Consider the following 12250-nt stretch of genomic DNA (forward strand, 5'->3'; position numbering starts at 1 on the left):
GGGCCCGCCCGTTCACCGGATCAGGCGCGTTCCAGAATGACGATCGGGATCTCGCGGTCGGTCCGGGTGGTGTAGGTGTCGTAGTCCGGCCACACCTCGACCATCTGCGGCCAGATCTTCGCCCGCTCCTCGGCGGTGGCGACGCGGGCCCGCGCGGCGAACCGGTCGCCCTTGATCTGCACCTTGACGTTCGGGTCGGCCAGCAGGTTGTGGTGCCAGGCCGGGTGCGACGGCGCACCTCCGTTGGAGGACACGATCGCGTAGCCGCCCTCGACCTCGCGGAAGATCAGCGGGTTCTTGCGCTGCTCGCCGGACTTGCGGCCGACCGTGGTGAGGATCAGGATCTTCGCGCCCTGATCGCCCCAGTCGTACCCGGTCTCGCCGTCGCTGTCCTCGTAGGCCTTCACGTGCTCGGCGCCGTACAACACTGGCTGTCTCCTTGACTCTGCGGTTATTCAAAATGCAACGATATCGTCGCCGCCGGGATTCCCGCCCTCACCGGCGCGCCGGAACCGGCACCCGGGCGAGGTCGGCGGCGATCACCACGTCACCGTCGAACTCGGCCCGCGCCTCCTCCTCGAACAGCCGCATGTCGGTGTACCGCTGGGAGAAGTGGGTCAGCACCAACGTCCGGACGCCGCACTGCTGGGCGACCCGGGCCGCCTGCCGCGCGGTGAGATGGCCGAAGCGCCGGGCCAGCGTCGCCTCCGTGGACAGGTAGGTCGACTCGATCACCAGCAGGTCGGCGCCGTCGGCCAGCCGGAAGACGCCCTCGCACAACCGGGTGTCCATCACGAACGCGAACCGCTGCCCGCGCCGCGGCTCGCTCACCTGCTCGACGGTCACCGTCCGCCCGTCGACGACCAGGGAGCCGGCCGCCTGCAACCGGCCGACCGCCGGACCGCTCACCCCGTACGCCGCGAGCCGGTCGGGCAGCATCCGCCGCCCGTCGGGCTCGATCAGCTGGTACCCGAAGGCTTCGACGGGGTGTTCCAGCCGGCGGACCCACAACTGGCCGAACGGCCCGACCGACAACAGGCCCTCCTCGTCGATCGGCTCCTCGCGCAGTTCGGCCCGCTCGAAGAACGACGCGGCGTACCGGAGCCGGGTGAAGTACTGCTGCCCGGACGCCGGGTAGTGCGCGTGCACGGGATGCGGCACGCCGTCGAGCGACAGCCGCTGGACCACCCCCGGTACGCCGAGGCAGTGGTCGCCGTGGAAGTGGGTCACGCAGAGCCGGGTGACCGCCGTGGCCGGGACACCGGCGTACAGCATCTGCCGCTGGGTCCCCTCGCCGGGATCGAACAGGAACCCGTCGGAGTCCCAGCGCAGGAAGTAGCCGTTCTGGTTGCGTTCCCGGGAGGCCACCTGGCTTCCGGTGCCGAGCACAACGAGTTCACGCACGCGCTTCACAGTAGTGCCGGCCGCAACGCCACCCGGCCGATGTCCCCCGGCGGTGTCAGGCCAGCGCCGCCACCAGCGTGCTCGAGGAGATGTTGCCGCCACAGGAGACGATCGCGACCCGCTGTCCCTCGAGCTCCGTACGCCGGGCCCGGGCCGCCGCGAACGCCATCGCCGCCGACCCCTCGACCAACTGGTGCTCGGTGTCGATCACCGTCCGCAACGCGGCGCTGATCGCGTCCTCGCTGACCAGCACCCAGTCGTCGACCAGGTCCCGGCACAGGCCGAAGGTGATGCTGCCCGGCTCGACACTGCCGGCGGTCCCGTCGGACAGGGTGTGCCGGCCGTCGACCTGCACGATCTCACCGGCCTCGACGGAGGCGGCCATCGCCGCGTCCCCGGCCGGCGAGGCGCCGTACACCCTGATGCCCGGCCGGTGCTTCTTGAGCACGGACGCGACGCCGCTGACCAGCCCACCGCCGCCGACCGCGACGACCACCGCGTCCAGCGCCCGGCCGCTCAGCTGCTCGAGGATCTCCACCCCGACCGTGCCCTGCCCGGCGACGATGTCCAGGTCGTTGTACGGCGAGACGTAGGTCAGGCCGTGCTCGGCGGCGTACGCGCGGGCCTTCGGTTCCAGTACGCCGGAGTCGGTACCCTCGGCGCGGATCTCCAGCCCGAACCGGCGCAGCGCCGCGACCTTGCTGGGCGACGCGTTCTCCGGCAGGTACACGATGCCGCGACCGCCGAGTGCCGCCAGCGCGTTGCCGACACCAAGCGCGTGGTTGCCGGTCGAGGCGGTGACCACTCCCCGCGCCCGCTGCTCATCGGTCAGCGGGAGCAGCTTCGCCAGTGCGCCGCGCGCCTTGAACGAGCCGGTGCGCTGCTGGTGCTCGCACTTCACCAGCACCTCGGCCCGGAGCTCCTCGCTGAACGCGCCGAACCGCACCAGCGGCGTGACCGGCAGGTGCTGCCGCAGCCGCGGCGTGACCCGCTCCGACCGCGCCGCGACCTCGGCCGGGCTCGGTGCTTCAGTGGTCTGCTCGGACATTCCAGCTCCCTCACACCCGACGCCACGCTGGCTTCGCAGCGTACTCGGCGGCGATGACATGATCGATGCGTACTGCCGGGACCCTCGACGAGGTGAAGGAGCCGACGTGGCCGGAGCCAAGGCGCTCACCCTGCAGGTGGCGAGCCGGACGACGGCTCCGCGCGGCGAGGACCAGTGATGGTCGATGCGCTGTGGACCGGCTACCGGTTGCGGGAGGTGGACGCCGACGGGTGGGCGACGTTCTGGCGGCTGGATCCGCGCGGCGAGGCGGTGGGGCTGCAGGACTGGTACGGGGATGCCGAGCGGCCGGGACACCGGTTGTGGTCGCGGGCGGCGACACCGGCGGGGGTCCGGGCGTCCTGGCGGACGACGGCGACGCGGGTGAGTCTGGAGCTGCGCGCTGCGCTGGACCTGTCCGGGAAGATCGCGCCGGTCGACTTCCTGGTCGACGGAGAACTGCATCGGCGGGTGGAGATCGAGCCCGGCGAACAGGTGGTCACGGCCCCGCTTCCGGGCCGTCCGGTCGAGCTGCAGATCTGGTTGCCGCAAGCCGGCGCGATCGGCGTACGCGCCGTCGCCTTCGACGCGGAAGACGGGTTCGCCGGGGACGGGACCACCGGCGCAGTTGCCGGGGAGCCGGCGGTGCCGCTGCCGCCGACGGGGCCGCGGTGGATCACGTACGGCAGCTCGATCACCCAGTGCACCGGGGCGTACGGGCCCTCCGAGACCTGGCCCGCCTTGGTGGCGCGGCGGCACGGATGGGACCTGGTGTCGCTCGGGTTCGCCGGGGAGTGCCAGCTCGATCCGGTGGCGGCCCGCACGATCCGGGACACCCCGGCGCGGCTGATCTCGCTCTGCCTGGGCATCAACGTGTACGGCGGCGCGACGTTCAGCGGGCGGACGCTGCCCGGGCAGGTGGAGTCGTTCCTGCGCACGGTCCGCGACGGGCATCCGCACACGCCGATGGTGGTGATCACCCCGCTCGTCGCTCCCGCGGTGGAGGGCCGGCCGAACGCGGTCGGCCTCACCCTCGACGACGTCCGCGCCTGCGTCGAGCTCGGCGCCCGCGCACTCGCCGACCCCGACCTCCAGCTGGTCGACGGCCGTACGATCCTCACCCCCGAGGAAGCCCACGCCCTGTACGCCGACGACCTCCACCCCGGCCCCGACGGCTACCGCCTGCTCGCCGACCGCCTCGCCCCGCTGCTCACTCTCCCCCTCTGACGGCCGCCCACCCGTCGGCTGCGTGAACAGCAACGCGGGACCTCGGACAAGGCGTTCCCTGTCCGCGGTCCCGCGGTGGTGTTCACAGTCCTGCTGAGAGCGGTGTGCGTCAGGAGGTCAGGCTGGTACCGAGGGCTTGCCAGTCGAGGATCGGGGCGGCGAGGTCGCGGATGGTGGCGAGCAGGCCGAGGCGGGCGGCGCGCACGTCGGAGTCCTCGGCCATCACCAGGATCTCCTCGAAGAACGTGGTGACCGGCTCGACCAGCACCGCCGCCGCCGGCACGAACTCGGCGAGCGTCGTCGGCGCCGGGCTGACCTTCTGCACGGCCTCGTGCAGCACGACCTCGGCCGGCTCGGTCAGCTTGCTCGGGTCGTACTGCGGGTCGGTGTCGGCCGGCACGATCCGGCGGACCCGCTGCAGCACGGCGACCAGCTCGGCGAATCCCTCGGTCTCGACCTGACGCCGGAGCTCGGCGAGCGTCTCGTCGGCCGTCGCCGGCGCCTCGGCCAGCGGCAGGACGGCGGCGACCTGGTGGTGGTCGTCGCCCCGGTCGATCAGCTGCTGCTCGTACCGGCGGACGGAGAACTCCGACACCTCGGCCAGCGACTCGGCCGGCACCTCGATGCCCTGGGCACCGATCTGGTCGGCGGCCGCGGCGAGCCCGACGGGCAGGGTGATCGCCCGCAGCTCCGGGTGCTCGCGCAGGATCGCGACGACGCCGGCCGCGGCCCGGCGCAGCGCGAACGGGTCCGAGCTGCCGGTCGGCTTGGCACCGATCGCGAACAGCCCGGCCAGCAGGTCGAAGCGGTCCGCCAGCGCCAGCAGGGCGCCCGGCGTCGTCGACGGCACCGGGTCACCGGCCGACCGCGGCAGCTCCATGTCGTACAGCGCCTGCGCGACCGCCTCCGTCTCACCGGCACGGCGCGCGTACTCCCGAGCCATCGTGCCGGCCAGGCTGGTCAGCTCCACCACCATCTGCGACCCGAGGTCGAACTTCGCCAGCTCGGCGGCCCGCCGCAGCGTCGTCAGGTCGTCGCCGGCCAGCCCGACGGTGCCGGCCAGCGACTCCGCGATCCGCCCGATCCGGCCGGCCCGCTGCGCCATCGAACCGAGCCGCTGCTCGAAGGCCAGCTTGTCCAGCTCGCCCTTCATCGTCTCCGGCGTGGTCTGCAGGTCTGCACGCCAGAAGAACGCGGCGTCCTCGTACCGGGCCCGCAGCACACCCTCGTTGCCGGTCCGGACGGTGTCCTCGTCGACCGAACCGTTGGCCACGGCAACGAAGTGCGGCAGCAGCGTGCCGTCGGCGTCGCGGACCGGCAGGTACCGCTGGTGCTTGCGCATCACCGTGGTGAGGATCTCGGCCGGCAGGTCCAGGTAGTCGGCGGAGAAGCTGCCGAGGATCGCGGTCGGCTCCTCGACCAGGTTGACGATCTGGTCGATCAGCGCCGACTCGCCCTCGACGTCGACGCTGCCGCCGGCGGCCTTCGCCAGCTCCTGCGCGGCGGTGACGATCTGCTCGCGGCGGCGGGCCGGGTCGGCCTCGATGCCGTGGATCCGGAGCAGGTCGAGATAGCCCTCGGCGGCGGCGATCTCCACCGTCGGCTGGGCCGCGGTCCGGTGCACCCGGGTGGTCCGGCCGGCGGCCAGCGTCGACGCGGCGACCGGCACGACCTGGTCACCGAGCAGCGCGACCAGCCAGCGGACCGGCCGGGTGAAGGACAGCTTCGCGTCGTTCCAGCGCATGTTCTTGTCCGAGCGCAGGCCGCTGACGATCTCGCTCAGCACCCCGCTGAGCACCTCGGCGGCGCCGCGACCCGGGTCCGGCTTGGTCACCGCGACGTACTCGACGCCGTCCACGTCCAGGTCGTGCAGCTGGTCGGTGCCGACGCCCTGACCACGGGCGAACCCGGCGGCCGCCTTCGTGACGTTGCCCTCGGCATCGAACGCGGCCGACTTGCGCGGCCCGCGGACGACTCGCTCGGCGTCCGGCTCGACCGCCTGCACCTCGGTGACGAACGCGACCACCCGGCGCGGCGTCGCGTACGTCGTGACCGTGCCGTGGCCGAGCCGGGTCGCGGCGAGCTTCTCGGTCAGCGCCGTACGCACCGCGTCTGCGGTCTTGGTGACCTCCGACGGCGGCATCTCCTCGGTGCCGATCTCGAACAGCAGCTGCCGGGTGCCGCTCACCTTCGGGAACTCGGTCGGCACCGGCGCCGCGGCCGGCACCTCCGCGACTCCGAGCGGGTGCTCCAGCTCGGTCCGCCGCTCGGCCCAGAGCTGGGCGACCTCGCGGGCCAGCGTGCGCATCCGGCCGAATGCCTTTGCGCGCTCGGTCGTGCTGACCGCGCCGCGGGCATCGAGCACGTTGAAGGTGTGCGAGCAGCGCAGCACGTACACGTGCGCCGGAACCGGCAGGCGGGCGTCGAGCATCCGCCGGGCCTCGGCCGCGTACTCCTCGAAGAGCCGCTTCTGGCTCTCCACGTCGGCGTCGTCCAGGTAGTAGCGGCTCATCTCGTACTCCGCCTGGCCGAACGCCTCGCCGTACGAGATGCCCGGGGCGTAGGCGATGTCCTTGAAGTGCGAGACGCCCTGCAGCGCCATCATGATCCGTTCGATGCCGTAGGTGATCTCCACCGACACCGGGTCCAGCGTCATGCCGCCGGCCTGCTGGAAGTAGGTGAACTGGGTGATCTCCAGCCCGTCCAGCCAGACCTCCCAGCCCAGGCCCCAGGACCCGGTCGCCGGGTTGGCCCAGTTGTCCTCGACGAACCGCACGTCGTGCGCGTGGATGTCGATGCCGAGCGCTTCCAGGCTGGCCAGGAACAGCTCCTGCGGGTTGCCCGGGTCCGGCTTGAGCACCACCTGGAACTGGGTGTGCGTCTGCAGCCGGTTCGGGTTCTCGCCGTAGCGGCTGTCGTCGGGGCGAACGCTCGGCTCGACGTACGCGACCCGCCACGGCTCGGGACCCAGCACCCGCAGGATGGTCGCCGGGTTCAGCGTGCCGGCCCCCACCTCGGTGTTGAACGGCTGCACCACCATGCAGCCCCGGTCGGTCCAGTACTTCGTCAGCGCGAGCAGCGCGTCCTGCATGGTGAGCACGACAACAACCTCGTTCGGTGTCCGGGGATCTCGGGACCCCAGCGGCCGGGCACGCCACCGGGATCGGCCCCCGAAGTCTATTCGCCCCCACCCCGTCCCCGCGCCACCCGTCACCACCCGACCACGCGCAGCACTTCCTTCCCCGCAGGAACGGCCGACGAACACGATCACGTCGGTGCTCCTTGCCGCCGCAACGTTGAGCACGGCCCAGCCGCCTGCGCCGCCGTACGAACCACTGAGCCGTGCACGATGTCGGCGTACCTTCCCGCACACGCCGACTCCGTGCACGGTTCAGCCGTTCCGCGACCTCGCCGATGGCCGAGCCGTGCGCAAGGTCGGAGGCGGGGGTGCCGGTGAGGACTCTCGCGGCAGCTTGGGCGGGGTACGGGCTGGTTTGCGGGCGCGGCGTGGGCCGTCGTAGTGAGCGCGCTCGGCAGCTCGCGGGTGCGGCACCCCGTCGTACTGAACCGGTACCTGGTAGGTGGTGACCGGGGTGCGAGGGCCGCTTCGAGAGGTGGAGGCTCTGAGGCGGGCGGTGGGGATGAGACGGGGCGACCTCCGGCGTGGGTGCGCGGCCGGAGTATGTGAAGCTGGGAGACGACCGGCGCGTACCGCGTGAGCGGCGACGGACCGGGCACTGGTCTGACACCACGCCGCCCCGCGTGGCGACTTGACCTCAACCGTGGTTGAAGTTTCAAGCTGGTGCCGCTGAGACAGGACATCGGAGATACCGGCCCCGCGCGGGCCCTGACGAAGGAGCAGAGTTGACCACGTACACGCTTCCCGACCTCACCTACGACTACGGCGCACTGGCCCCGCACATCGCCGGCGAGATCATGGAGCTGCACCACTCCAAGCACCACGCCACCTACGTGAAGGCGCTCAACGACACGCTCGAGAAGCTGGCCGGGGCCCGCGAGAGCGGCGACTTCGGCGCGATCGTCGGGCTGGAGAAGACCCTCGCGTTCAACCTCGGCGGGCACGTCAACCACTCGATCTTCTGGAAGAACCTGTCGCCGGAGGGCGGCGACAAGCCGACCGGCGAGCTGGCGGCCGCGATCGACGAGGCGTTCGGCTCGTTCGACGCCTTCCAGGCGCACTTCACCGCGGCGGCGACCACCATCCAGGGGTCCGGCTGGGCCATTCTCGGCTGGGACGCGCTGCAGGGTCAGCTGCTGATCCACCAGCTGTACGACCAGCAGGGCAACCTGCCGGCCGGACAGATCCCGCTGGTGATGCTGGACATGTGGGAGCACGCTTTCTACCTGCAGTACAAGAACGTCAAGCCGGACTACGTCAAGGCGTGGTGGAACGTGGTGAACTGGGCCGACGCCCAGGCCCGCTTCGACGCGGCCCGCGCCAACGCCGGCGGCCTGATCACCGTCGCCTGACGCGTCACCCGGCGGACGACCTCTGACGTCCGGAGAACCTGGGGCACCACCCCGAGGTTCTTCGGACGTAACGGGGTCTGCTCAGAGGGGCAGGATCTCCAGTGAGCCCGGGCCGGCGACCTGCTTGACCCCGGTGGTCAGGCACTGGTCGACGTTGATGGTCAGGCGGGCACTGACGAGCACCAGGGTGCGGCCGGCGAACTCCCCCGAGTCGATGGTGGCCACCACGATCCCGACGTTCTCCCCCAGCGGCCGCTGGCTCAGCGTGATGCCGCCGGTGAAGTGGGACGTGCCGGAGTGCCGGCCGTCCTCGTCCTTCCAGCGCACGGTGCCGCTCGCGTTCGTGATCGGGACGTTGAGGGTGCAGCTGAGCACTCCGGACGCCCTGGCGGTGTACTCGGCGGAGACATGCTCAGGATCGATGAGTTGTCCCGTGCACAGCGCGAAGTCGCCGTCCACGGTCACCGTTTGCAGCTGGGGCAGCAGGGCCAGCCCTGGACTGATCGTCTGCTCGACGTACCCCGGGCATACCGCCAGCGGGAGCTCCTCCTCGGCATGGGCAGCCGGCGAGGCGCCTGCGAGCAGACCGCAGACCATCGCAAGGCCGATCGACAGCGCCGTCAGACCGCGGCGCGAGATCATGGGACAGGGCATGGCGGTGCCTTCCTTCGAGGGGCTTTGCTTCTCACTCCCGGATCACCCGGCAACAGGAATTCCTCTACCGACAGTAAGCGCGACGCTCCGCAGAGTAAACCGCTCGAAGCCTCCCGACCTCAGCGCTGGCCGCGGCCGGAAGCGAGGCGGTCGACGGCTTTCTCGATCCGGGCCCGGCGGGTCTCGGGTTTCTTGGCTTCTTCGATGCCGAGCACGAACCAGCGCCGCTGGCTGTAGGACAGGCCGTCGAAGAACTGCCGGGCCTCGGGGCGGGCGTCCAGCGCGGCGGCGAAGTCCGCCGGGACGGCGACCTGCCGCGGCGCGGTGTCCAGCTCGAGCTCGACCTCCACCTCGTCGCCGCCGGCCACTCCGGCCGCCGCGCGGTGCTCCGCGCTCACGCCGACCAGGTACCTTCCGCCCATCACCGCGACGGTGTTGCGGTAGGTGTACCCGCCGATCGTGACCCGCACGGCCGGCCGCTTTCCCTGGCCGAGCGCCTCGACGATCTCCGCCGGCACCTCGAAGCCGACCTTCGTGGTCCCTTCCAGCAAGGTACGGAACTTCATCGCCAGAACTCCTTCAGCGCCTGCGCCATCACGGCCGCGTCCACGGTGTGCTCCTGCCCGGGCAGCGTCCGGTGGCTGCCGTCCGGCAAGCCTGCCACCACCGCCTGGTTGCTCTCGACCATCCAGCTCCAGGAAGCGCCGCCGGTGAGCACCTGCGTCGGCACGGTGACCCGGCCGAGCGCGTCGACCGGCACCGAGTAGTCGCCCATCACCGTCGCGTCGTACGCGAGCGTGTGCGCGAGTGCCTCCTGCGCGGGCCACCACGGCGACGCCTTCGCCATCGCCACGAACTCGGCCGGCAGCCCGACCACCTCGGCCATGAAGTACTCCGCGGCCGCGTCCCGGCGGCCCGCCGCGACGAAGTCCCGGAAGATCTGCGCGGTGTTCGCCGGCGGTCGCGGCCGGCCGCCCTCCAGGATGTACGGCGGCTCCCACAGGGCCAGCCGGTTCACCGGGAGTCCCGACGCTGCCGCCAGCAACGCCAGCGCGGCGCCGGACGACGTCCCGTACAGGTGGGCCGATCCCCCGGCCGCGGCGAAGACCGCTTCCAGGTCCTCGAACTCCCGCTCGACGGCGTAGACCTCGGCGTCGCCGGAGTCGCCCCGGCCGCGGCGGTCGTAGTTGTAGACGGTGTAGTGCTCCGCCAGCAGCGCGGCCAGCGGCGCGTTCGACATCCGGTCCACGGATCCGCCGCAGACCAGGACCGCCGCGGGTCCGTTGCCGAGCCGGTCGTACGCGATCGCGGTGCCGTCCGCCGAGGTGACCTTGTCCATCGTGATTCTCCTGGTGTCTGCGCGTGGTGGTGGGCCGCGTCCCCGGCCTCACACCACTGCGTCGAACACCCCGGCGGCAGATCGACACCGCCCGCGACCTGCTTTCAGCAGGCCGCGGCCCGGTCCAGCAGCAGCGCCCGCTCGCGCTCGTTCCGCGTCAGAGCGGCGGCCCGCTCGAACTCGGCCCGGGCCTCGTCGCGCCGCCCGAGCTTGAACAGCAGGTCGCCGCGCACGCTCGGCAGCAGGTGGTAGTCCTTCAGCGCCGGTTCGCCGGCCAGCGCGTCCACCGCGATCAGGCCGTTCTCCGGCCCGAACGCCATCGAGATCGCGACCGCCCGGTTCAGCTCGACCACCGGCGACGGCGCCACCTGCGCCAGCACGGCGTACAGGCCGGCGATGCGGGCCCAGTCGGTGTCGTCGGCCTCGGCGGAGCGGGCGTGGCAGGCGGCGATCGCGGCCTGCAGCAGGTACGGACCGGGTTGTCCGTCGAGCGCCCAGGCCCGGTCGATGCTCTCCAGCCCGCGACGGATCAGCAGCCGGTCCCACCGGCGACGGTCCTGGTCGAGCAGCAGCACCGGCTCGCCGGACGGCCCGATCCGAGCCTTGGCGCGGGACGACTGCAGCTCCATCAGCGCGAGCAGGCCGTGCACCTCGGGCTCTTGCGGCATCAGCTCGGCGAGCAACCGGCCCAGTCGCATCGCCTCGTTGCACAGCGCCGGGCGCATCCAGTCGTCGCCGGCGGTGGCCGAGTAGCCCTCGTTGTAGATCAGGTAGACGACCTCGAGCACCGACGACAGCCGGTCGAGCAGTTCGTCGCCGGCCGGCACCTCGAACTCCACCCCGGCCTTGGCCAGGTTGCGCTTGGCCCGGACGATCCGCTGCGCGATCGTCGCCTCGGGAGCCAGGAACGCGCGGGCGATCTCGTCGGTCTTCAGGCCGCCGAGCAGCCGCAGCGTCAGGCTGACCCGGGCGTCGGTGGTGAGCACCGGGTGGCAGGCGGTGAAGACCAGCCGGAGCAGGTCGTCCTCGATGGTGTCCTCGAGAATCGCCTCCACGTCGTCCTCGACGGAGTCGCCGTCGATCTCCAGCTCGTGGCCCAGCTCGGCGAGCTTGCGCTGGTAGGTCTCCTTGCGCCGGATCAGGTCGATCGCGCGCCGCTTGGCGATCGCCATCAGCCAGGCGCCGGGGTTCCGCGGTACGCCGGAGTCGGGCCACTGCTCGAGCGCGGTGACCAGGGCGTCCTGGGCCAGCTCCTCGGCCAGGCCGACGTCGCGCACGATCCGGGCGACCCCGGCGACGATCCTGGCCGACTCGATCCGCCAGACCGCGTCGATCGCCCCGTGCGTGTCCGTCACCCGACCGATAGAACAGCACGCCCGGGGTCAGGGCAAGCCGGCCACCTCCCGGCCGCCGAAAAGGGCCGTCGCCCGGGTGTCGATCCGGCGGTGACCCGGTCGACGTGAGAGTAAGGACCGAACCGACGAGCAAGGGAGTGGCGCAGATGCGTTTCATGATCATCAACAAGAGCGACGAGCAGAGCGAAGCCGGGCAGATGGTGAGCGACGAGATCGCTCAGAACGTCGGCCAGCTGGTCGACGAGCTGTCCAAGGCCGGCGTGCTGCTGGTGGCCGAGGGCGTGCACCGCAGCGCGCTGGGGGCCCGGGTGAAGGTGTCCGGCGGCAAGCGCACGGTGACCGACGGCCCGTTCGCGGAGACCAAGGAGCTGGTCGGCGGCATCATCATCATCGACGTACGCAGCAAGGACGAGGCGATCGAGTGGGCCGCCCGGCTGGCCGAGGCGCTGAACGACGAGGTCGAGGTCCGCCGGGTCGTCGACGAGGCCGACTTCGGCCCCGATTCCGACCTGTTCACCTGAGCGCGTCGCGTCCGAGGAACCCTGCCCCGGAGCGCAGGGTTCCTCGGATGTGGCGTCACCGCCGGACGAGCATCTTGCCGGTGTTCTCGCCCCGCAGGACGCCGATCCGGACGGCCAGGCCGTGCGATTCCAGCACGTCGAGCGCCACGTCGAGCCGAAGTCCTCGACCGCCTTCTTCGTCTTCAGCGGGCACCCGTGGCTCCACCGGCGACTG

General features: G+C 71.6%; 12 protein-coding genes. 3 read left to right on the plus strand and 9 right to left on the minus strand.

Annotated elements, in window-relative coordinates; all coding sequences use genetic code 11:
* Positions 1–20: 20 nt before the first annotated feature.
* The 3 genes from KFLA_RS28885 to KFLA_RS28895 all read right to left on the minus strand — a co-directional run bounded on the left by KFLA_RS28885 (position 21) and on the right by KFLA_RS28895 (position 2452).
* Complete coding sequence (locus KFLA_RS28885; RefSeq protein WP_012923378.1) at positions 21–428, minus strand: nitroreductase family deazaflavin-dependent oxidoreductase; 408 nt, start codon at positions 426–428, stop codon at positions 21–23.
* Positions 429–495: 67 nt separating this feature from the next.
* Positions 496–1404, minus strand: a complete 909-nt coding sequence (locus tag KFLA_RS28890; RefSeq protein ID WP_012923379.1) for a ribonuclease Z — start codon at positions 1402–1404, stop codon at positions 496–498.
* A 55-nt stretch (positions 1405–1459) separates the two neighbouring features.
* Positions 1460–2452 carry a pyridoxal-phosphate dependent enzyme gene (locus KFLA_RS28895; protein WP_012923380.1) on the minus strand — a complete coding sequence of 331 codons (993 nt, stop codon included), beginning with the start codon at positions 2450–2452 and terminating at the stop codon, positions 1460–1462.
* 177 nt (positions 2453–2629) lie between these two features.
* On the opposite strand from KFLA_RS28895, the gene KFLA_RS28900 reads away from it, so the two are divergent.
* Positions 2630–3676: a GDSL-type esterase/lipase family protein gene (locus KFLA_RS28900; RefSeq protein WP_012923381.1), complete on the plus strand. Its 1047-nt coding sequence runs from the start codon at positions 2630–2632 to the stop codon at positions 3674–3676.
* Between the two features lie 109 nt (positions 3677–3785).
* Here KFLA_RS28900 and KFLA_RS28905 read toward each other — a convergent pair whose 3' ends face one another.
* A complete protein-coding gene (locus KFLA_RS28905; RefSeq protein ID WP_041290602.1) occupies positions 3786–6767 on the minus strand; it encodes a glycine--tRNA ligase in 2982 nt (993 codons plus the stop codon).
* A gap of 773 nt (positions 6768–7540) precedes the next feature.
* On the opposite strand from KFLA_RS28905, the gene KFLA_RS28910 reads away from it, so the two are divergent.
* Positions 7541–8167, plus strand: a complete 627-nt coding sequence (locus KFLA_RS28910; RefSeq protein ID WP_012923383.1) for a superoxide dismutase — start codon at positions 7541–7543, stop codon at positions 8165–8167.
* Positions 8168–8248: 81 nt separating this feature from the next.
* On the opposite strand, the gene KFLA_RS36020 is transcribed toward KFLA_RS28910, so the two are convergent.
* The 4 genes from KFLA_RS36020 to KFLA_RS28930 all read right to left on the minus strand — a co-directional run bounded on the left by KFLA_RS36020 (position 8249) and on the right by KFLA_RS28930 (position 11515).
* Positions 8249–8809, minus strand: a complete 561-nt coding sequence (locus KFLA_RS36020) for a hypothetical protein (RefSeq protein WP_049797452.1) — start codon at positions 8807–8809, stop codon at positions 8249–8251.
* Between the two features lie 131 nt (positions 8810–8940).
* Complete coding sequence (locus KFLA_RS28920; protein WP_012923385.1) at positions 8941–9387, minus strand: YdeI/OmpD-associated family protein; 447 nt, start codon at positions 9385–9387, stop codon at positions 8941–8943.
* A complete protein-coding gene (locus KFLA_RS28925) occupies positions 9384–10160 on the minus strand; it encodes an alpha/beta fold hydrolase (protein WP_012923386.1) in 777 nt (258 codons plus the stop codon). Before KFLA_RS28925 ends, KFLA_RS28920 begins: the two co-directional genes overlap by 4 nt.
* A 104-nt stretch (positions 10161–10264) precedes the next feature.
* Complete coding sequence (locus KFLA_RS28930; RefSeq protein ID WP_012923387.1) at positions 10265–11515, minus strand: RNA polymerase sigma factor; 1251 nt, start codon at positions 11513–11515, stop codon at positions 10265–10267.
* 146 nt (positions 11516–11661) lie between these two features.
* Between KFLA_RS28930 and KFLA_RS28935 the strand changes: the two genes are divergently transcribed.
* Entirely contained in the window at positions 11662–12036 is a 375-nt protein-coding gene (locus KFLA_RS28935) for a YciI family protein (RefSeq protein ID WP_012923388.1), read from the plus strand.
* 55 nt (positions 12037–12091) lie between these two features.
* Here the strand turns inward: KFLA_RS28935 and KFLA_RS38015 are convergent, their stop codons facing one another.
* Positions 12092–12229 (minus strand): hypothetical protein, encoded by a 138-nt coding sequence (locus tag KFLA_RS38015; protein WP_012923389.1) that lies wholly within the window; start codon positions 12227–12229, stop codon positions 12092–12094.
* Positions 12230–12250: the final 21 nt, after the last annotated feature.

The organism is Kribbella flavida DSM 17836 (genome assembly GCF_000024345.1).
GTDB lineage: Bacteria > Actinomycetota > Actinomycetes > Propionibacteriales > Kribbellaceae > Kribbella > Kribbella flavida.